This window comes from Methylobacterium terricola, assembly GCF_006151805.1.
Lineage (GTDB): Bacteria > Pseudomonadota > Alphaproteobacteria > Rhizobiales > Beijerinckiaceae > Methylobacterium > Methylobacterium terricola.
On the sequence record NZ_VDDA01000006.1, the window covers coordinates 25,904 to 43,968 of the forward strand.

An 18,065-nucleotide genomic window follows, 5' to 3' on the forward strand; every position below is an offset into this window, starting at 1 on the left:
GACTGCCCAGCCCGACCCGGTCAAAATTGACTTTCCGACCCGGATCACCGACACGGGCGCCCGCCGCGACCGGCGCCGGTCGGGCGGCCCGGCTGGTGCCGCGGGCGTCGGGATTCCCGGTTCGGAGCAGTGCATTGACGAGCCTTGCCGCCGGGCACCGCCCCGGCCGCGCCGCCTCCCTGGGATCCCTCGCGGAGCGCCTTCTCGACCTCGGGGCGCGCAGCCACGGGGCGGCGTGCGCGCTGCTCGTCGTGCTGTCGCTGGTCTGCTTCGTGCCGGGCTTCGCCTCGCTCCAGCCGATGGACCGGGACGAGCCGCGCTTCGCCCAGGCCTCGAAGCAGATGCTCGAATCGGGCGATCTGGTCGATATCCGCTTCCAGGGCGAGGCCCGGCACAAGAAGCCGGTCGGGATCTACTGGGCGCAGAGCGCGGTCGTCGCCGCCGGAGAGGCGCTCGGCGTGCCGGGCGCCCGCACGGCGATCTGGCTCTACCGCATCCCCTCGCTGATCGGTGCCGTTGCCACGGTGCTCCTGAGCTACTGGGCTGCGCTCGCCTTCCTGCCGCGGCGCGGGGCGTTCCTCGCCGCCGCGCTCGTCGGCGCCTCCGTGATGCTCTCGGCCGAGGCACGGCTCGCCAAGACCGACGCGCTGCTCACCGCCTGCGCCGTCGCCGCCATGGCGGCGCTCGCCCGGGCCTGGCTCGCCCGCGCCGCCGCGACGCGGCTGCCGAACGCCGTCGTCCTGACCTTCTGGCTCGCGGTGGCGTTCGGCATCCTGATCAAAGGGCCGATGGTCCCGATGTTCGCTGGCCTCGCGGCCCTGTGCCTCTCGGTCTTCGCCCGCTCCGGCGCCTGGCTCAAACCCTTGCGGCCGGGGCTCGGCCTCGTGCTGGTGCTGGTCCTCGTCGCGCCGTGGTTCGTCGCGATCACGCTGAAGAGCGGCGGCGCCTTCTACGGCGAGGCGGTCGGCCACGACATGCTCGGCAAGGTCGGCACCGCCCAGACCCAGCACTGGGCGCCGCCCGGCACCTATCTCCTCGTCATCTTCGCCACCTTCTGGCCCGCAGCCGCCTTCGCCGCGATGGCGATCCCCTTCGCCTGGGCGACCCGCCGCGAGGATGGGGTCGCCTTCCTGATCGCCTGGGTGCTGCCGTCCTGGCTGGTCTTCGAGGCGGTGCCGACCAAGCTGCCGCATTACGTCCTGCCGCTCTGCACCGCGCTGGCGATCCTCGCGGTCATGGCGGTCGCCCGCGGGGCGGTACACCGCGACCGGCCGGGGGCGCGGCTCGTGGCGCTGCTGGTGCCGTTCATCCCCGCAGGCCTCACGGTGGGACTCTGCATCGCCGCCTGGCGCCTCGACGGGGTGATCCCGTGGGCCGGCCTGCCGCTGCTGCTGGCAGCCAGCGCCGTGGCGTTCCTGGCCTGGCGCGCCTTCGCGGACGGCTTTCCCGAGCGGGCGCTCGCGGTCGCGGTGCTGGCCGGCGCGCTGCTCGGACCGGCGGTGTTCGGGCTCACCCAGCCGGCGCTCGCCGCCCTCAAGGTCTCGCCGCGCCTCGCCGCGATCCGCGACGCGCTGCCCTGCCCGAATCCGACGGTCGCCAGTCTGGGCTACCGCGAGCCGAGCCTGGTCTTCCTGATCGGCACCGACCTCGCGCTGCTCGATTCCGCCGGTGAGGCCATCGCCTTCCTGCGCCAGGGCGGCTGCCGCCTGGTGTATGTCGAGGACCGCTTCGCCAAGGACTTCGCGACCGCGAATGCCGGGACGCCGCCGCAGCCGGTCGGCCGCGTGACCGGCTTCAACATCAACGGCGGCAAGCCGGTCGGCCTGTCGGCCTATGCGGTGACGCCGTGACCCAGAACCAGCCCGAGAATGCGCACGTGACATCGGATCGGGAGGCGATCCGCCTCAGCGTCGTGGTGCCGGTGAAGAACGAGGCCGGCAACATCGCGCCGCTGCTGGCCGAGATCGCCAGCGCCTGCGCCCCGCTGCACCCGTTCGAGATCGTCTACGTCGACGACGGCTCGACCGATTCCACCCCGGCCGTGCTGGCGGAGGCCGGGACCCGCCACCCGGAATTGCGGGTGCTGCGCCACCGCGAGAGCTGCGGCCAGAGCGCGGCGGTGCGCACCGGGGTGCTGGCGGCGCGCGGCGAGCTGGTGGCGACGCTGGACGGCGACGGCCAGAACGATCCGGCCTTCATCCCGGCGCTCGCCGCCGCGCTCGTCGCGGCCGGGCCGGGGGCGGGGCTGGCGCAGGGCCAGCGGGTCGGCCGCAAGGACGGGCGGCGCAAGATGATCCAGTCGCGCATCGCCAACGGGGTGCGCGGCCGCATCCTCAAGGACGCGACGCGCGACACCGGCTGCGGCCTCAAGGTCTTCCGGCGGGCCGTGTACCTGCGCCTGCCCTATTTCGACGCGCTGCACCGCTTCATGCCGGCCCTCGTCGCCCGCGAGGGCTTTGCCGTCGTCCACGGCGACGTGGTCGACCGGCCGCGGCTCACCGGGCACTCGAATTACGGTCTGTTCGACCGGCTCTGGGTCGGCATCCTCGACCTCGCCGGGGTGTGGTGGCTGATCCGCCGCCGGCGCCGGGTGCCGCAGGTGATCCCGGCGGGGCCGACGAACCCGGCGAAGGCGGAGTAGCCCGATGGTCGCCGACATCATGCACGGGCTCGGCGCCTATTTCTGGTCGCTGTTCACCGGCCCGGTCGACCTGGTGCTGCTGGTCGGGCTGGTGGGGCAGGGCCTGTTCACCGCCCGCTTCCTGGTCCAGTGGATCGCCAGCGAGAAGGCGGGGCGCAGCGTGATCCCGCTCTCGTTCTGGTTCCTGTCGCTCGGCGGCTCGGCGGTGCTGCTCGGCTACGCGCTCTACCGGCGCGACCCGGTCTTCATCCTCGGCCAGAGCCTCGGCACGGTGATCTACCTGCGCAACCTCGCCCTGGTGTTCCGCGAGCGGCGGGCCGGGGGGAAGTAGGGGGCGGGCGACCGTCCGCTCGGACCGGGGCGACCTTCCCGGTCCTTCCGGGCTCCGCTGTCGCGGACCCGGAACGACGCGGAGCGGGCCGGTTTCGTCAGGCAAGCCTGAGACGCGCCCCGGACCTGCCGGGGCGGGGCCGCCCTCAGCCCTTCTTCTTGTAGTCGAAGGCCGGGGCCTTGCTCAGCTCGTCCTTGGTGGCGGCCACGGTGGCCTTCCAGCTGTCGCCGTCGCGGGTCAGCACGACGCTGTCGGGGCTGACCGCGACGTAGCGCTCGCCGATGCCGAGGAAGCCGCCGACCCCGAGAATCACGGCGCTCACGGTCTTGCCGTCGACGATCACGAGGTCGGCGATGTCGCCGACGGATTCGTTCTGGGCGTTGGTGACCTTGGTGCCGAGGATGCGCGAGGTCACCGCCGCCGTCGGCTGGAGGGTGACGAACTGCACCGTGGCGGTCTTGACCTGCTGGGTCGTCATCGCCCCGCCCGCATCCGGCTGCGTCGCGGTCTGGGCCAGGGCGGGCCCGCAGGCGAGGAGGAGGGCGGCCGTCGCGAGGGCGGTCTTCAGCGTCATGGGGAAACTCTCCGAGGGGGCCCACACCCGTCTCCGCGGCGCGGGCCGTGCGCAGAACGGCCTCGCGCCGGAGGGGTTCCGCATCGTCAGGTTTTCGGGCCGGGACGCGCGCAGGCCGGTGCAACACGGCCACGCCTGCCCCATCTAGAGGGCTCCAGCCGCGAGACGCGGCGAGACAGGGGAAGAGCATGGACGGTCACGTGTACGGGGCGCTCGGACAGCCGGGCGTCGGCCTCCTGATGGCCATCGTCATCGGCGCGCTGGCGGGCTGGCTGGCGGAGCGCTTCATGAATTCCAGCATGGGCCTGCTCGGCAACATCGTGCTCGGCATCATCGGCGGCGTGGTCGGCAATTTCCTGGCGGCGCAGCTCCACATCCCGATCTTCGGGTTCTGGCGCAACCTGATCTCCGCCACGATCGGCGCGGTCATCATCATCGCGGTGGTGCGGGCGGTCCGGGGCGAGCGGCGGTACTGACCGCTGGGGTCGGACAGCCGGGACCTCGCGCGACGGCAGGCCCGGCCGGGCGCCGTCGCAATCCAGCGCAGGCCTGGATGCATGGCGCGCCGCGCGGCGGCGCGTCACGCCCCATTTGCCCCGGCGGCCCGGACATCTTAAGTCACCTCTGCGCCGCGAGGGGTTCGCGGGCGCTTTTCGTCTTGAAACCCCTTGCCGCCTCGGATCCCATGGCCGTCGTCCTCGATCTCCTGCGCAACGACCAGCGCCCGCGCCACCCGGAGAAGGCGCACCGGCCCGACCAGCCGATCCTGCGCAAGCCGGACTGGATCCGCGTGAAGGCGCCGGGCTCGCCGAAATGGGCCGAGACCAACGCCATCGTGCGCGAGAACAAGCTCGTGACGGTGTGCGAGGAGGCCGGCTGCCCCAACATCGGCGAGTGCTGGGAGAAGAAGCACGCCACCTTCATGATCATGGGGGATACCTGCACCCGGGCCTGCGCGTTCTGCAACGTGCGCACCGGCATGCCGGACGCCCTCGACCTGGCCGAGCCCGAGCGGGTGGCCGAGGCGGTGGCCAAGCTCGGCCTGCACCACGTCGTCATCACCTCGGTCGACCGCGACGACCTGCGTGACGGCGGCGCAAGCCATTTCGCCGCGGTGATCGGCGCGATCCGGCGCCTCAGCCCCGCGACCACCGTCGAGATCCTGACCCCCGACTTCCTGCGCAAGGACGGCGCCCTGGAAATCGTGGTGGCGGCGCGCCCCGACGTGTTCAACCACAACCTCGAGACCGTGCCGTCGAAGTACCTGACGGTGCGCCCCGGCGCCCGCTACTTCCACTCGATCCGCCTGCTGCAGCGGGTCAAGGAGCTCGATCCGACCATCTTCACCAAGTCGGGGATCATGGTGGGGCTGGGCGAGGAGCGCAACGAGGTGCTCCAGCTGATGGACGACCTGCGCTCGGCCGAGGTCGACTTCCTGACCATCGGCCAGTACCTGCAGCCGACGAAGAAGCACCACCCGGTCCTGTCCTTCGTGACGCCGGACGCGTTCAAGGCCTACGAGACCACGGCCTACGCCAAGGGCTTCCTGCTCGTCTCGGCGACGCCGCTCACCCGCTCCTCCCACCATGCCGGCGAGGATTTCGCCCGGCTCAAGCAGGCCCGGCTCGACCGGCTGGGGACCGTCTGACCCGATGCCGAGCTTCCGCACCACCCGCACCGTCCGCCACAGCCCGACGGAGATGTTCGACCTCGTCGCCGACGTCGAGCGCTACCCGGAATTCCTGCCGCTCTGCGACTCCCTGCGGGTGCTGCGCCGGCAGGAGGGCGAGGACGGCACCGAGACCCTCGTCGCCGACATGGGCGTCGGCTACAAGGCGATCTCGGAGCACTTCACCACCCGGGTCCGCCTCGACCGGCCGAACCTGAAGATCCTGGCCGAGTATATCGACGGGCCGTTCCGGCATCTCGAGAATCGCTGGACGTTCCGCGAGGCGCCGAACGGCGGCTGCACGGTCGAGTTCTTCATCACCTATGAGTTCAAGAGCCTGGCGCTCGGGCTCCTGATGGGCAAGATGTTCGACCGGGCGTTCCGCAAGTTCACGGATGCGTTCGAGAGCCGGGCGGACCGGTTGTACGCGCGGGCGTGACTGCGTCAGGACAGGGTCCGCACCAGGAAGTCCCGGGCGACCGGCCAGGCCTCGACCCAGGCTTCGCTCGGGCCGAAATGGTCGGCGCCCTCGACGACGTGCAAGGCGATCGCCGGGTTGGCGGTGACCAGCGCCCGGCTCTGGGCGATCGGCACGACGCCGTCCTCGCTGCCGTGCAGGAGCAGCACAGGGCAGGCCAGGGCGGGCGCGACGGTGACGGGGGAGCAGGCGGCGAGGCGCTCCGGTGGGACGAAGTCGTCGAGATAGTCGCCGATCCCGGGGCCTGACTGCTCGCGCCACGCCGCGAGGTCAGCCGGCGCGAAATACGACACCACGGCGCCGAACGAGGCGGCCGGCCGGGCCGCAGCCAGAAGTGCGGTCTGCCCGCCTTGGGAGAAACCCAGCAGACCGACGCTGTGCAGGCCGACCTCCCGGCGCAGCCAGTCGGCCGCGTCCAGCACGTCGTCGGGCTGCCGGAATCCCTGGTCCTCGTCACCGGTCGAGCCGAGCCAGCCTCGCTGCGAGAGGCAGAGCGCGACGAGGCCGGCCCGGGCCAGGTCGCCGCCGCCCGAGACCAGCACCGTCGCGTCGGAGGCGTAGCCGTGCAGCACGATCACGCCGGCGCGGGGCGCCTCGTCGCCGCCCGGCCGGAAGAGGTAGCCGCCCAGCACCACGCCGTCGGCCCCGGGTACCGTGACCCGCTCGGCCCCGTCCTGCTCGGGCAGGTCGTCGAGGGCGTGGACCAGTTCGACCCGGATGTCGTCGGGATCGGCGAGGATGCCGCTATAATACCCGGTCGCGAAGGGACGCGCGGCCGGCTCCATGACGACGCGGCCGCCGGCCGCGACGCCCGCCGCACAGAGCCTGTCCACGCTCGCCCGATCGGGCGCACGCAGCATGAGACGCGTGCCCGACGTCGGGGGCTGTCGCTCCCACATCAGGATCTGCGCGCCCTCCCGGGCCCAGAGGCAGTGATCGGTATCGCGCCAGGTGCGACCAAATCCCAACGGATGCAGGATGGCGCGCCAGAACGGCATGGCCCGCGCCAGGCTGGTCACCTGAAGGCTGAGGCCAGCGATGAGACCGGGCTGGCTGGGAAAGCGCATGGTGTGCCAACCTCTGCGGGTCGATTCGCGACTTCATAGCTTACGTTGCGACATGAGCGCCGCAAGCCTCACCCCACCGCACCGCCTCGCGACCGCGCGCCTCGTCCTGCGGCCGGCGCAGCCCGCCGACGCCGCGGCGCTGTTTTCCGCCTACACGGCCGATCCGCAGGTCGCCCGCTTCATGATCTGGCGCCCGCACCGGGCCGTCGAGGAGACGCAGGCCTACCTGCGCGCCTGCGCGGAGCAATGGGCGGCGGGGACCTGCTTCACTGACCTGCTGGAGGAGGCCGATCGGGCCGGGCCGATCGGCGCCATCGCCCTCAGGCCGGCGGGGACGAGCGCGGATTTCGGCTACGTCCTCGCCCGCGCCGCCTGGGGACGCGGCCTGATGCCGGAAGCCCTGCAGGCGCTCAGTGGCTGGGCGCTGGCGCAAGAGGGAATCTGGCGCACCTTCGCCACCTGCGACGTGGCGAACCAGGCCTCGGCCCGAGTGATGGAGAAGGCCAGGATGCGGTTCGAAGGCGTGCTGCGCCGTCACACCGTCCATCCCAACATTCAGCCCGAGCCGCGCGATTGCCGTCTCTACGCCCGCGTGAAGGGTGATTGAGGCGTCAGCGCCTCGTCAGCACCACCCCCAGATCGATCCCGCTCCCCATCGCCAGGTAGCCCGCCCGGTTCGGGTGCAGCCGGTCGCCCTTGCCGCCGGTGGTACTCTCCGGGACCATCTCGGGGCGCAATCCCCCGGTCGCCGGGTCGAGGGTGGCGGCGTCGAAATCCACCACCCCGTCGAACACCCCCGAATCGCGGATGAAGGCGTTGAGACCGCGGCGCTTCTCGTCCTGCTCGGGGTGGCCGTGGGCGGGGCTGGAGCTGCCCTTGGCCGAGGGGAGGGTGGCGCCGATCACCCGCACGCCCGGGATGCCGGCGCGCAGGCGGGCGACGCCCTCGCGCATCCCGGCCTGCACCGCCTGCAGCGTGGCCTCGCCGTTGCGGCTGAAATCGTTGATGCCCTCGAGCCAGATCACGCTGGCGACGCCCGACAGCCCGATCACGTCGCGGTCGAGCCGGGACAGCGCCGAGGGCCCGCCCGGGAAGGGGGCCTGCGGCCCGTACGAAGCCGGGCCGACCACCTGGTTGCCGCCGATGCCGGCATTGACCACCGCGACCCGGTTGCCGAATTGCGCGTGCAGGCGGCGCGACAGCACGTCGGGCCAGCGGTCGTCCCCATTCATCGTCGAGGCGGTGCCGTCGGTGATCGAATCGCCGAAGGCGACCACGACGGGGGTCGGCGCGCTCACCGCCGGGTCGTTCATGGCCATGTCGACGGCATCGACGAAGAACCACGAGGCGGTGGAGAACGGGAAGGCGGCCTCGCCCTCGTCGGCGCCGTGCGCACCGGCGTCGGGGGCGGTGACGTAGGAGGTCTGGAGCGCCTTGGCGTGCCAGGTCATCGGCCCGCTTGATCCCACCACGTGGAGCGAGACCGCGAGCTTGCGCCCGGCCAGAAGCGGCGCATCCGGGTCGGCCGCGAAGGGCAGGGCGACCGGGTCGGACCAGACCTCGCCCCCGGGCGGGACCGTGACCCGGTCCCGGCCGCCGAAGAGCACCGGGCGGTTCGTCCCCGGCACCAGGGCCGCGCCGCCGAGCTGCAGCCCGGCATGGACGCCGTCGAGGGTGAGAACCCGGGTGCCGAAGGCGTTGGAGATCCGCAGGCGGGCCTCGCGGCCCCACACGTCCGGCCGCAGCACCAGCCGCAGGGTCTGGTCGCGGCTGCCCGCGGCGGGATCGGGGAAGGCGAAGCTCTGGTCGGGCTGGGCCGAGGGGTTGCCGATCGGGTACGGACCCTGGACCGAGCCCGTCCAGGCGGTCGACCAGTGGCGCACCCGACCGGCCGTCCGGCCGGCATCCTGCGCCGGGGCCGGAGCGCCCAGGAATCCGAGACAGATCGCGGCCGCGGCCGCCCCTTGCCAACGCATCGCCAATCCTCCCACGGGCGCCGTCGCCGCCCCCTTGCCGCCAGGCAGAGCATGCCGCCCGAGAAATCGCCAGCCTTTGCGCGCGGAATGTGCGCTGGAGCACGCCGGGAGTGGGGGCGTGCGCCTACCCTCCGGCCACTTCGCGAGGGTCCGATGCCGCCGCAGATCGTTCGGCGATCGGCCGCGGCTTTGTTCGTTCCGCCGCGACCCGCCTGAAACGACCCGGCACCCTTGACCGCCCACGCGAGGCTCCGGAGTCCCACCCTGCCCGAAGGGGGTGCTCGATGACCCATCCGTGGCCACACCACCACACCGACGGTTCGGTGCATTACACCCATTGCCATCCGGAGACGGTGGATGCCCTGCCGGCTTCCGAGACGGCGCGGCCCGACTGGCGCCGTCGCCTCCGCGGCGCTGCCGGCATGCTGGGCGCCTCCGGCCTCGCCGCCGGGGCGATCTGGTTCGCGATGCTGTGCGACCCGACCGTCTCCCGCGCCGCCCTGCCGCCCTCCGCCGATATCTGCACCAATGCCGGCCACGCGGTCCGGGTCTGGTTCGACGCCGAGACCGCCCGCCGCGCCCGCGTCGCCGAGGCGCCGCACCAGCACGCCTTCAACAGCATGCTGCTGTGGTACCGCTCGGCGGAAGGCAACTGTGCCGCCGGCCGCACCCAGGAAGCGGTGCGCAGCTTCCAGTCCCTCGAGCGGATGATCGCCGGCTTCGACGCGAACCGGCAGGACCGCGACGAGGACGAGGAGTAAAGCCCCGGCTTCGCGACTCCTTCCTGGTCGCGAACCCTTGCGCGCTGCGTCCGTTCGCGCTTGGCTCCCGCCCAACCATCGAGGGAGGGATGAATGAGCGACGGGCTGACCTACGTGCTGGTGCACGGCGCCTGGCACGGCGGCTGGTGCTGGGTGCGCGTCGCCGAGATCCTGCGGGCGCGAGGGCACCGGGTCTTCACCCCGACCTGCACCGGCCTGGGCGAGCGGGCTCACCTCCTGTCCCGGGACATCACCCTCGACACCTTCGTGCACGACATCGCCGGGGTGATCGTCGCCGAGGAGCTGACCGACGTCGTCCTGGTCGGGCATTCCTTCGGCGGCCTGGCGATCAGCGGCGTCGCCGAAGCCATGCCCGAGCGGCTGCGCCACCTCGTCTATCTCGACGCGCTGATCGCGCAGGCCGGCCGCGCGCCCTTCGATGGGCTGCCGCCCGACGTGGTGGCGGCCCGCCGCCGCGCCGCCGCGGAATCGAGCGGGGGCCTCAGCCTGCCGCCGCCCCCGGCCGCAGCCTTCGGGGTCCTCGATCCGGCGGACGTTCCGTGGGTCGAGCGGCGCCTGACCCCGCACCCCTTGAGCACCTACGAGAGCCGGCTTCCGATCCGCGGCCCGGTCGGCAACGACCTGCCGCGCACCTACGTCGATTGCACCACGCCGTCCTACGCCACCCTCGACGGCGTCAAGGCGTGGGTGCGGCGCCAGCCCGGCTGGGGCTGGCAGGAGCTCGCCACCGGCCACGATGCGATGGTGAGCGCCCCGGGCCCGCTGGCCGACCTGCTGGTCGAGCTTGGGGCCGGCGCCTGATCCTAGCTCACGCGGCGTTGGACACCCTCGGGTCGTCCCGGGGCGAGACTTGTCAGCCCATCGTCACCACGGTGCGGCCGGGATCGATCTCGATCAGCCGCAGGCCGAAGCTGCGGCCTTCCTGCGCCTCCCAGTCGGCGAGGACGGCGTTGACCCGCTCCGGGCCCTGCTCGGCGAGGGTGCGGGTGCCGACCGGCCCCTCGATCGCGTGCATGACCTCGTCCATCAGCCGTCGGCGCGCCTTGCCTTCCGCGGGCTCGCCGGCGTCGCAATAGGTCGTGACGATCTGCTCCGACAAGGCCTCGATCACGGCCTGGTTCACGGAGGTCATGCCCATGCTGCGCTCTCCCGTTCGGTAGGGTCGTGCCCCCCTTGGACCGGGACAACGCGGCCGGGCGCGGGCGGTGCCGTCTTTCGCGTTCAGCCCGCCTGCTGCTGGCCGGCGGCGCGGTGGGCGGCGAGCGTCACCACCTCGGCGGAGGGAGCGTCCCCCTTCTGGTCCCGGCCCATCATGAAGATCACCGGGTTGCGGGGCATATAGCCGGGGTTGCGGCGCAGGTTCAGCAATTGCTGCAGCTCCACCGCGGTCAGGTCCTTCGGCGTGGCATCGCGCCAGACATGGCCCGGCGAGGCCTTGCGGGCGAAGGGCCACCAGGAGCGGCGCTCGGTCTCGACCTGCAGGACGAGCTTGCCGGTGAGGGTCTTGCGGAAATTGAAGCGACCCGTGATGGCCATGACGCGTCCTCCATTCCCGGACAACCTGGACCTGTGCGGCTTAGCACGGCACTAACATGGTGCGGCCGAGCTTCGCTGGAAAGCCGATCGGTCCCCAGCCGCGCTGCCGCACCCCACCGGACTAACGGTTGCGATGCCCAAACGCTCCCTCACGCTCGACGCCGCACTGATCGCCCGCGCCCATCCGCACCCCGTGCCGGCGGACGGGCGCGGCCCGGGCTGCGGCATGGCGCTGATGGACGAGGCGGAGGCCGATGCGCGCCTCGACGCGGCCTTGGCCGAGAAGCCCGGCGATCCCGGCACCCTGTGGCTGTTCGCCTACGGCGCCCTGATGTGGCGGCCGGAATTCCCGTTCGCCGAGCGGCGCGTGGCCCGGCTGCGGGGCTGGCACCGCCGCTTCTGCCTGTGGCAGCCGGGTTTTCGCGGCACGCCGGAACGTCCGGGCGTGATGCTCGCCCTCGACCGCGGCGGGCAGTGCCGGGGGTTCGCCTACCGCATCGCCGGCGACGGCTCGCCAGGAGAGACCTTGCGCGAGGCGATCCAGCCGGTCTGGCGGCGGGAGATGCGCGGGCGCGGCTACGCCTCGCGCTGGCTCACCGCCGAGACGGCGGACGGCCCGGTCCCGGTCCTCGCCTTCGTGGCCGACCGGGCGGGGGCGCGCTACGCCGGGCGGCTGTCGGAGGCGGGGATCGCCGCGCGCATCGCCGCGGCCTGCGGGCCCACGGGCCCGAGCGCCGAGTACCTGCTCAACACCGTGACGGCCTGCGAGGCGATGGGCATCCGCGATCGCCACCTCTTCGCCATGCAGGCCCTCGTGGCCGAGGCGCTGGCGAGCGCGGATCAGAACAGCCCGACGCCGACGCCGGGCTGAGGCCGCGGCGGGTAGCCGTAGGGCCCGGTCGAGACGCCGTAATAGGGCAGGACCGGCGCGTAGCCGAAGCCGAGGAGCCGGCGCGGCGGCGGCGCGGCCACGATGATGTCGGCCTCCGCCTCGACCGCGACGGGCGGCGGCGGGGGAGGCGGCGCGCCCCAGCCGGCGGAGAACCCGGCCCCGCCGCGTGGCGCATACCCGGCCGGCATGTCGGCGGCCATCGCCGGCGGGGCCGTGAGGGCGGCGGCCAGGGCGAGCCAGGCCGGCGTCGTGCGGAGCGTCATGGGTCAAGCCTCACGGGTCGAAACCTCGGCAGGAACGGTCGTACGGACAAGCTTCGCCGGGGCATCCCGGTTCCCCGGATCGTGACCTAGATTGGTGAACGAACCGGAGACGTGGGCCCGCATGACCGAGCTGCCGCCGTTCTACGACGACCTCGCGGGCTGCCTCGCCGAGGCCTGGCGCCGGCTGGAGGAGGGCGCCGCTCATCAGAGCGGCTTCCACACCCCGGCGCTCGCCACGCTCGGCCGCGACGGCGCCCCGCGCCTGCGCACGGTGGTGTTGCGCGGGGTCGACCGGGACAGCCGCACGGTGCGGGTCCATTGCGACGCCCGCTCCGACAAGGCCGCCGAGATCGCCGCCGATCCCCGGGCGGCGCTCCACGCCTACGATCCCAAGGCCAAGCTCCAGGTCAGGATCGAGGGCATCGCCCGCCTGCACGGGCAGGACGCGGTGGCCCGCGCCGCCTGGGAGGCGTCCCGGCCGATGAGCCGGGTCTGCTACGGCACCGTGCCGGGTCCCGGCACACCGCTGCCCGACGGGGGCGCCTACGCCCAGCCGCGGGACGAGGCGGCGGTGGAGGCGGGGTTTCCGGCGTTTCGCGTGATCGTCCTCACCGCCGCCCGCCTCGAATTCCTGTACCTCGCCCGCCCAGGGCACCGGCGGGCCGTGTTCACCTGGGACGGGGAGGAGCCGGGAGCGACATGGCTGGCGCCGTGAGATGCCCCTCGCCTCGCTCCGATGACCGGCAGGGCGTGGGATCCCCCCTCCCGACGGCGCCGGGAGAGGGAAGGTGCGAGTTATTCCCTCGCGCCTTGGCATCGATACGTCGATGCCAAGGCGTCGGCCGCCCGTTCGGGCTTGCCTTGCGCCGTCGAACCGATCCGTTCGACGGCGCGGCGGTATTCCTTGTCCAACGCGGGGACGTCTCACGACGCCGCCCGCAGCCGCGCGAACCCCGCCTCCAGGTCCCGCGTCAGATCCTCCATGTCCTCCAGCCCGACCTGGAACCGCAGGCCCGGCCCGCCCGGGGCCCAGGGGTTCGCGGTGCGGTAGGGCGCGCAGTCGAACGGGATCACCAGGCTCTCGAAGCCGCCCCAGGAGAAGCCCATCCCGAACAGCTCGAGCCCGTCGAGCATCGCCGCCACGGCGGCCTCCGGGCAGGGCTTGAGGATGATCGAGAACAGGCCGGAGGAGCCCAGGAAGTCGCGGGCCCAGATCGCGTGGCCGGGATCCTCCGGCAGGGCCGGGTGCAGCACCCGGGCGACCTCCGGCCGGCCCTGGAACCAGCGGGCGAGCCTCAACGCCTGCTCGCCGTGCTCGCGCAGGCGCAGGGGCAGGGTGCGCAGGCCGCGCAGCGCCAGGAAGACATCCTCGGCCCCGGCGCAGATCGCGAACTGGTCGAAGGTCCGCCGCAGGGCCGGCCAATATCTCGCGTTGGCCGACGTCAGGCCGAGGAGCAGGTCCGAGCCGCCCGACAGGTACTTGGTGCCGGCCTCGATGGCGATGTCGACCCCGCGCTCGTGCGGCGGGAACAGCAGCGGCGTCGCCCAGGTATTGTCCATCAGCACGCAGGCGCCGCGGGCATGCGCCGCTTCGGCGATGGCCGGGATGTCCTGCATCTCGAAGCTCTGCGAGCCCGGCGCCTCGGTGAGCACCGCCGTCGTGTTGTCGCGCATCAGCCCGGCGATGCCGGCGCCGACCGTCGGGTCGTAATAGGTGGTCTCGACCCCGAAGCGCGCGAGGAACCCGTCGCAGAAGATCCGGGTCGGGCGGTAGGCGGAATCGCTCACCAGCAGGTGGTCGCCGGCCTTGAGGCAGGACAGAAGCCCGACCGTGACGGCGGCGAGGCCGGACGGGGTCAGCACGGTGCCGGCGGCGCCGGCGAGTTCGGTCCAGGCGCTCTCCAGCGCGCGGACCGTCGGCGTGCCGGTGGTGCCGTAGGTATAGTCCGCCCGCCGGTTCTTGAGCGCGTCGTAGCTCTCGTAGAGCACCGTCGAGCCGCGATAGATCGGGGTGTTGACGAAACCGTGCTGCTGCGACGGGTCGCGGCCGGCATGGACCAGGCGGGTGCGGGTGCCGAGGCGGCTCCTGTCGCGGGGCGGGGTGATGCTCATCGGGCCTCTGGCGTGGCGAACGGCGTTCGGGAAACCGGCGCGGAGCACATCCCGGGCCGCGCTCCGACGTCAAGCCCGACCGTGGGCGCTTCGCCGCCCCCGCGGCAGGCCTGCCTAGTCTGTTCGTCTATCGCGCCAACCCCTTGACCGGGCAGCCCGCTTCGCTTGGAATGCCTCTTGCTTAGGCAGTGTCCGTGCTTGAGCAGACGGACGGCGGCTTCAAGGGCGCCGCGACCGGAACGGGAGATCCGAGACCCCATGAAGAACATCGTCGCGACCCTGGCCTTCGGGCTCGGTGCCACCCTGCTGGCGGGCGCCGCCCAGGCCCAAGGGACGCTGAACAGCATCAAGCAGAAGGGCTACATCTCCTGCGGCTCCAACCCGGGGCTGGCCGGCTTCGGCGTGCCGGACGCGCAGGGGCGCTGGACCGGTCTCGACGTCGATTTCTGCCGGGCCCTGTCCGCGGCGATCTTCAACGACGTCAGCAAGGTCCGCTTCATCCCGCTCTCGGCCAAGGACCGCTTCACGGCGCTCCAGTCGGGCGAGGTCGATGTCCTGTCGCGCAACACCACCTGGACGATGTCGCGCGACACGGCCCTCGGGCTCGACTTCCCGGCCGTCAACTACTACGACGGCCAAGGCTTCATGGTGAAGAAGAAGCTCGGCATCACCTCGGCCAAGCAGCTCGACGGCGCCTCGGTCTGCACCCAGCAGGGCACCACCACCGAGCTGAACCTGGCCGACTACTTCCGCGCCAACAAGATGAAGTACGAGGTGGTGGCCTTCGCCAGCGCCGACGAGACCTTCAAGGCCTACGATTCCGGCCGCTGCGACGCCTTCACCACCGACGCCTCGGGCCTCTACGCCGAGCGCCTGCGCGCCTCGGCCCCCGACGACAACATCGTGCTGCCCGAGATCATCTCGAAGGAGCCGCTCGCGCCGGCGGTGCGCCAGGGCGACGCCCAGTGGGCCGACATCGTCCGCTGGACCCACTACGCGATGCTGAACGCCGAGGAGGCCGGCATCACGCAGGGCAACGTCGACCAGATGGCGAAATCGACCGACAACCCGGACGTCAAGCGCATCCTCGGCACCGAGGGCAAGTACGGCGCCGATCTCGGGCTGACCAACGACTGGGCCTTCCGGATCGTCAAGCTCGTCGGCAATTACGGCGAGGTGTTCGAGCGCAACGTCGGCATGGGCTCGCCCCTGAAGATCCAGCGCGGCCTCAACGCCCTGTGGTCGAAGGGCGGCCTGCAATACGGCCCGCCGATCCGCTGACATCGTGACGAGCGGCGCCCGGGCCACCCGGGCGCCGCTCCCTTCATCACAAGACGCGAGCACGCCCCTTGCCGACGCAGCTTCCGGCCGATGCGCCGCCCGGCCCGCCCCGGGTCTCGCCCCTCTACGATCCCCGCTTCCGCGGGGCCGCCTACCAGATCCTGCTGCTCGTGGCGGTCGGGGGGGTGGCCTGGATCGCGATCGGCAACGCGGCCGAGAACCTGCGCAACGCCCGCGTCGCCTCAGGCTTCGGCTTCCTCAACAACACCGCCGGGTTCGACGTCAACCAGACGGTGATCCCCTTCGCCGCCGCGACCTCCACCTACGGCACCGCCTTCCTGGTCGGCCTCACCAACACCCTGATGGTGGCGGCGATCGGCATCGTGCTGGCGACCCTGCTCGGCTTCGTCGTCGGCGTGGCGCGGCTGTCGCCGAACTGGATCGTGCGCACGCTCGCCACGGTCTATGTCGAGGTTCTGCGCAACATCCCGCTCCTGCTGCAATTGCTGTTCTGGTACGTCGCGGTGCTGGCGAGCCTGCCGGGGGCACGCGATTCCTACGCGCTCGGCACCTCGGTCTTCCTCAACCAGCGCGGCCTCTACCTGCCCAAGCCCCTGCTGGCGGCCGATGCCTGGGCGCTGCCGATCGCCCTCGTCCTCGGCATCGTCGGCACCCTGGTGTTCCGGGCGCACGCGAAGCGCGAGCAGGCGCGGACCGGCCGGCGCCTGCCGGTGCCGGCGGTCGGGCTGGCGCTGATCCTCGGCCTGCCGCTCCTCACCTACGGGGTGCTGGCGCTGATGGGCATCGCCCCGGTGGCGCTCGACTATCCGGTGAAGGGAACCTTCAACCTGCGCGGCGGGATGCAGCTCTACCCGGAATTCGTCGCGCTCGTCCTCGGGCTCACCGTCTACACCGCGGCCTTCATCGCCGAGGTGGTGCGGGCCGGCATCCAGGCGGTCAACAAGGGCCAGACCGAGGCGGCCCGCGCCTTGGGCCTGCAGCCCGGCCCGACCATGCGGCTGGTGGTGATCCCGCAGGCGATGCGGGTGATCGTGCCGCCGCTGACCAGCCAGTTCCTGAACCTGACCAAGAACTCGTCGCTGGCCGTCGCCATCGGCTATCCCGACCTCGTCCAGGTCTTCATGGGCACGGTGCTGAACCAGACCGGGCAGGCGGTGGAAGTGGTGGCGATCACCATGGCGGTGTACCTGACGATCAGCCTCGTCACCGCCTTCGCGATGAACCTCTACAACCGGCGCGTCGCGCTGATCGAGCGGTGAGGCACACGATGACCGCCGGACCGATGACCGCCGGAGCCCAGCCGCTCACCTTCGTCCGCCGCGAGGCGGTGCCCGCCGCGCCCCCGCCCTCGCTGGTGGCCGGGCCGCTCGCCTGGCTGCGCCAGAACCTCTTCTCCAGCCCCGCCAACGCCGCGATGACGCTCGCGGCGCTCGCGGTCATCGCGCTCGTGGTACCGCCACTGCTGCGCTTCCTGGTGATCGACGCGGTCTGGACCGGCGAGAACCGCGATGCCTGCCGGCCCGAGGTGATCGGCCGGCCTGTCGGCGCCTGCTGGGCCTTCGTGGCGAACAAGATCAACTACTTCATCTACGGCTCGTACCCGATCGAGGAGCGCTGGCGGCCGAACGTGTTCTTCGTCCTGATGGCGTTCGGGGTCGGCTGGATGCTGTGGCTCGACGCGCCGAAGCGCGCGTGGGGGGCGCTCTACTTCTTCGTCGTGTTCCCGGTTCTCTCCTACGGGCTGCTCGCCGGGGTGCCGGTGCTCGGGCTGCCGTCCGTGCCGACCTCCCTGTGGGGCGGGATGCTGGTGACGCTGCTCGTGTCGCTCGTCGGCATCGTCGCCTCGCTGCCGCTCGGCATCCTGCTGGCCCTCGGGCGGCGCTCGCGCCTGCCGATCGTGCGGCTGTTCTGCGTCATCTTCATCGAGTTCTGGCGCGGCGTGCCGCTGATCACCGTGCTGTTCATGGCCAACGTGATGCTGCCGTTGTTCCTGCCCGGCGACGTGACGGTCGACCGGCTGGTGCGGCCGCTCGTCGGCATCGCGCTGTTCTCGGCGGCCTACATGGCCGAGGTGGTGCGCGGCGGCCTTCAGGCGATCCCCCGCGGCCAGACCGAGGGGGCGATGTCGTTAGGGCTCAGCCCCTGGCACCGGATGCGCCTGATCATCCTGCCGCAGGCCCTGCGGATCGTGATCCCGGGCATCGTCAACAGCTTCATCGCACTGTTCAAGGACACCAGCCTCGTCTCGATCGTCGGCATCTTCGACTTCATCCGCACGATCGAATCGGCCCGGGTCGATCCGGCCTGGGCGGCACCGACGGTGGTGATGACCGGCTACGCCTTCGCAGCCCTGTTCTACTTCGTCTTCTGCTTCGGCATGTCGCGCTACGCCCGCTTCATGGAGCGGCGGCTCGCGGCGGGCCAGACACGGTGAGATCCCCG

At 72.0% G+C, this 18,065-nt stretch carries 21 protein-coding genes; 14 read left to right on the forward strand and 7 right to left on the reverse strand.

Going from position 1 to position 18,065, the window contains the following annotated elements; all coding sequences use genetic code 11:
• The first annotated feature begins 134 nt into the window (after positions 1 to 134).
• Genes FF100_RS15685 through FF100_RS15695 form a run of 3 tightly spaced genes read left to right on the forward strand, consistent with a single transcriptional unit; the run spans position 135 to position 2,972 of the window.
• Positions 135 to 1,850: an ArnT family glycosyltransferase gene (locus tag FF100_RS15685; protein WP_139036637.1), complete on the forward strand. Its 1,716-nt coding sequence runs from the start codon at positions 135 to 137 to the stop codon at positions 1,848 to 1,850.
• A gap of 26 nt (positions 1,851 to 1,876) precedes the next feature.
• A complete protein-coding gene (locus tag FF100_RS15690; RefSeq protein WP_139036638.1) occupies positions 1,877 to 2,641 on the forward strand; it encodes a glycosyltransferase family 2 protein in 765 nt (254 codons plus the stop codon).
• A 4-nt stretch (positions 2,642 to 2,645) separates the two neighbouring features.
• The gene (locus FF100_RS15695; protein WP_139036639.1) at positions 2,646 to 2,972 is read left to right on the forward strand and encodes a lipid-A-disaccharide synthase N-terminal domain-containing protein; all 327 of its coding nucleotides are present in this window, start codon (positions 2,646 to 2,648) and stop codon (positions 2,970 to 2,972) included.
• 145 nt (positions 2,973 to 3,117) lie between these two features.
• On the opposite strand, the gene FF100_RS15700 is transcribed toward FF100_RS15695, so the two are convergent.
• A complete protein-coding gene (locus tag FF100_RS15700) occupies positions 3,118 to 3,546 on the reverse strand; it encodes a PRC-barrel domain-containing protein (RefSeq protein WP_171070190.1) in 429 nt (142 codons plus the stop codon).
• Between the two features lie 188 nt (positions 3,547 to 3,734).
• On the opposite strand from FF100_RS15700, the gene FF100_RS15705 reads away from it, so the two are divergent.
• From FF100_RS15705 to FF100_RS15715, 3 genes are all read left to right on the forward strand, one after another.
• The gene (locus tag FF100_RS15705) at positions 3,735 to 4,022 is read left to right on the forward strand and encodes a GlsB/YeaQ/YmgE family stress response membrane protein (RefSeq protein WP_139036641.1); all 288 of its coding nucleotides are present in this window, start codon (positions 3,735 to 3,737) and stop codon (positions 4,020 to 4,022) included.
• A gap of 209 nt (positions 4,023 to 4,231) precedes the next feature.
• Positions 4,232 to 5,194: a lipoyl synthase gene (gene lipA, locus FF100_RS15710; protein ID WP_139036642.1), complete on the forward strand. Its 963-nt coding sequence runs from the start codon at positions 4,232 to 4,234 to the stop codon at positions 5,192 to 5,194.
• Positions 5,195 to 5,198: 4 nt separating this feature from the next.
• Positions 5,199 to 5,654 (forward strand): type II toxin-antitoxin system RatA family toxin, encoded by a 456-nt coding sequence (locus FF100_RS15715; RefSeq protein ID WP_048450163.1) that lies wholly within the window; start codon positions 5,199 to 5,201, stop codon positions 5,652 to 5,654.
• A gap of 5 nt (positions 5,655 to 5,659) precedes the next feature.
• Here the strand turns inward: FF100_RS15715 and FF100_RS15720 are convergent, their stop codons facing one another.
• A complete protein-coding gene (locus FF100_RS15720) occupies positions 5,660 to 6,760 on the reverse strand; it encodes an alpha/beta fold hydrolase (RefSeq protein ID WP_139036643.1) in 1,101 nt (366 codons plus the stop codon).
• Between the two features lie 52 nt (positions 6,761 to 6,812).
• On the opposite strand from FF100_RS15720, the gene FF100_RS15725 reads away from it, so the two are divergent.
• Complete coding sequence (locus FF100_RS15725) at positions 6,813 to 7,367, forward strand: GNAT family N-acetyltransferase (RefSeq protein WP_171070191.1); 555 nt, start codon at positions 6,813 to 6,815, stop codon at positions 7,365 to 7,367.
• A 4-nt stretch (positions 7,368 to 7,371) separates the two neighbouring features.
• Here FF100_RS15725 and FF100_RS15730 read toward each other — a convergent pair whose 3' ends face one another.
• Positions 7,372 to 8,736, reverse strand: coding sequence for a GDSL-type esterase/lipase family protein (locus FF100_RS15730; protein WP_139036645.1), 1,365 nt, complete (start codon positions 8,734 to 8,736; stop codon positions 7,372 to 7,374).
• Between the two features lie 284 nt (positions 8,737 to 9,020).
• On the opposite strand from FF100_RS15730, the gene FF100_RS15735 reads away from it, so the two are divergent.
• The gene (locus FF100_RS15735) at positions 9,021 to 9,497 is read left to right on the forward strand and encodes a hypothetical protein (protein ID WP_171070192.1); all 477 of its coding nucleotides are present in this window, start codon (positions 9,021 to 9,023) and stop codon (positions 9,495 to 9,497) included.
• Between the two features lie 93 nt (positions 9,498 to 9,590).
• Positions 9,591 to 10,319 carry an alpha/beta fold hydrolase gene (locus tag FF100_RS15740; RefSeq protein ID WP_139036646.1) on the forward strand — a complete coding sequence of 243 codons (729 nt, stop codon included), beginning with the start codon at positions 9,591 to 9,593 and terminating at the stop codon, positions 10,317 to 10,319.
• A 52-nt stretch (positions 10,320 to 10,371) separates the two neighbouring features.
• On the opposite strand, the gene FF100_RS15745 is transcribed toward FF100_RS15740, so the two are convergent.
• Positions 10,372 to 10,656: a hypothetical protein gene (locus FF100_RS15745; RefSeq protein WP_139036647.1), complete on the reverse strand. Its 285-nt coding sequence runs from the start codon at positions 10,654 to 10,656 to the stop codon at positions 10,372 to 10,374.
• An 83-nt stretch (positions 10,657 to 10,739) separates the two neighbouring features.
• The gene (locus FF100_RS15750) at positions 10,740 to 11,054 is read right to left on the reverse strand and encodes a hypothetical protein (protein WP_139036648.1); all 315 of its coding nucleotides are present in this window, start codon (positions 11,052 to 11,054) and stop codon (positions 10,740 to 10,742) included.
• A gap of 133 nt (positions 11,055 to 11,187) precedes the next feature.
• Between FF100_RS15750 and FF100_RS15755 the strand changes: the two genes are divergently transcribed.
• The gene (locus tag FF100_RS15755; protein ID WP_139036649.1) at positions 11,188 to 11,925 is read left to right on the forward strand and encodes a gamma-glutamylcyclotransferase; all 738 of its coding nucleotides are present in this window, start codon (positions 11,188 to 11,190) and stop codon (positions 11,923 to 11,925) included.
• On the opposite strand, the gene FF100_RS15760 is transcribed toward FF100_RS15755, so the two are convergent.
• Positions 11,895 to 12,209 (reverse strand): hypothetical protein, encoded by a 315-nt coding sequence (locus FF100_RS15760; protein ID WP_139036650.1) that lies wholly within the window; start codon positions 12,207 to 12,209, stop codon positions 11,895 to 11,897. The two genes, FF100_RS15755 and FF100_RS15760, sit on opposite strands and share 31 nt — an antisense overlap.
• Before the next feature lie 121 nt (positions 12,210 to 12,330).
• On the opposite strand from FF100_RS15760, the gene FF100_RS15765 reads away from it, so the two are divergent.
• Positions 12,331 to 12,924, forward strand: coding sequence for a pyridoxamine 5'-phosphate oxidase family protein (locus tag FF100_RS15765; protein ID WP_139036651.1), 594 nt, complete (start codon positions 12,331 to 12,333; stop codon positions 12,922 to 12,924).
• A gap of 209 nt (positions 12,925 to 13,133) precedes the next feature.
• Here the strand turns inward: FF100_RS15765 and metC are convergent, their stop codons facing one another.
• A complete protein-coding gene (gene metC, locus FF100_RS15770; protein WP_139036652.1) occupies positions 13,134 to 14,321 on the reverse strand; it encodes a cystathionine beta-lyase in 1,188 nt (395 codons plus the stop codon).
• Between the two features lie 258 nt (positions 14,322 to 14,579).
• Here metC and FF100_RS15775 point away from each other — a divergent pair, with 258 nt between their 5' ends.
• The 3 genes from FF100_RS15775 to FF100_RS15785 all read left to right on the forward strand — a co-directional run bounded on the left by FF100_RS15775 (position 14,580) and on the right by FF100_RS15785 (position 18,057).
• A complete protein-coding gene (locus FF100_RS15775; RefSeq protein WP_139036653.1) occupies positions 14,580 to 15,602 on the forward strand; it encodes an amino acid ABC transporter substrate-binding protein in 1,023 nt (340 codons plus the stop codon).
• A gap of 68 nt (positions 15,603 to 15,670) precedes the next feature.
• A complete protein-coding gene (locus FF100_RS15780; RefSeq protein WP_139036654.1) occupies positions 15,671 to 16,882 on the forward strand; it encodes an amino acid ABC transporter permease in 1,212 nt (403 codons plus the stop codon).
• A gap of 8 nt (positions 16,883 to 16,890) precedes the next feature.
• Positions 16,891 to 18,057: an amino acid ABC transporter permease gene (locus FF100_RS15785; protein WP_139036655.1), complete on the forward strand. Its 1,167-nt coding sequence runs from the start codon at positions 16,891 to 16,893 to the stop codon at positions 18,055 to 18,057.
• The last annotated feature ends 8 nt before the right edge of the window (positions 18,058 to 18,065 follow it).

What these genes read in the sequence shown, in the direction of transcription:
- FF100_RS15735 (WP_171070192.1), top strand. Translation starts at nt 9,021, where the DNA reads ATGACCCATCCGTGGCCACACCACCACACCGACGGTTCGGTGCATTAC.
- FF100_RS15775 (WP_139036653.1), top strand. Translation starts at nt 14,580, where the DNA reads ATGAAGAACATCGTCGCGACCCTGGCCTTCGGGCTCGGTGCCACCCTG.
- FF100_RS15730 (WP_139036645.1), bottom strand. Translation starts at nt 8,736, where the DNA reads ATGCGTTGGCAAGGGGCGGCCGCGGCCGCGATCTGTCTCGGATTCCTG.
- FF100_RS15750 (WP_139036648.1), bottom strand. Translation starts at nt 11,054, where the DNA reads ATGGCCATCACGGGTCGCTTCAATTTCCGCAAGACCCTCACCGGCAAG.
- FF100_RS15705 (WP_139036641.1), top strand. Translation starts at nt 3,735, where the DNA reads ATGGACGGTCACGTGTACGGGGCGCTCGGACAGCCGGGCGTCGGCCTC.
- FF100_RS15725 (WP_171070191.1), top strand. Translation starts at nt 6,813, where the DNA reads ATGAGCGCCGCAAGCCTCACCCCACCGCACCGCCTCGCGACCGCGCGC.
- FF100_RS15720 (WP_139036643.1), bottom strand. Translation starts at nt 6,760, where the DNA reads ATGCGCTTTCCCAGCCAGCCCGGTCTCATCGCTGGCCTCAGCCTTCAG.
- FF100_RS15740 (WP_139036646.1), top strand. Translation starts at nt 9,591, where the DNA reads ATGAGCGACGGGCTGACCTACGTGCTGGTGCACGGCGCCTGGCACGGC.
- metC (WP_139036652.1), bottom strand. Translation starts at nt 14,321, where the DNA reads ATGAGCATCACCCCGCCCCGCGACAGGAGCCGCCTCGGCACCCGCACC.
- FF100_RS15700 (WP_171070190.1), bottom strand. Translation starts at nt 3,546, where the DNA reads ATGACGCTGAAGACCGCCCTCGCGACGGCCGCCCTCCTCCTCGCCTGC.
- FF100_RS15755 (WP_139036649.1), top strand. Translation starts at nt 11,188, where the DNA reads ATGCCCAAACGCTCCCTCACGCTCGACGCCGCACTGATCGCCCGCGCC.
- FF100_RS15765 (WP_139036651.1), top strand. Translation starts at nt 12,331, where the DNA reads ATGACCGAGCTGCCGCCGTTCTACGACGACCTCGCGGGCTGCCTCGCC.
- lipA (WP_139036642.1), top strand. Translation starts at nt 4,232, where the DNA reads ATGGCCGTCGTCCTCGATCTCCTGCGCAACGACCAGCGCCCGCGCCAC.
- FF100_RS15785 (WP_139036655.1), top strand. Translation starts at nt 16,891, where the DNA reads ATGACCGCCGGACCGATGACCGCCGGAGCCCAGCCGCTCACCTTCGTC.
- FF100_RS15745 (WP_139036647.1), bottom strand. Translation starts at nt 10,656, where the DNA reads ATGGGCATGACCTCCGTGAACCAGGCCGTGATCGAGGCCTTGTCGGAG.
- FF100_RS15715 (WP_048450163.1), top strand. Translation starts at nt 5,199, where the DNA reads ATGCCGAGCTTCCGCACCACCCGCACCGTCCGCCACAGCCCGACGGAG.
- FF100_RS15695 (WP_139036639.1), top strand. Translation starts at nt 2,646, where the DNA reads ATGGTCGCCGACATCATGCACGGGCTCGGCGCCTATTTCTGGTCGCTG.
- FF100_RS15760 (WP_139036650.1), bottom strand. Translation starts at nt 12,209, where the DNA reads ATGACGCTCCGCACGACGCCGGCCTGGCTCGCCCTGGCCGCCGCCCTC.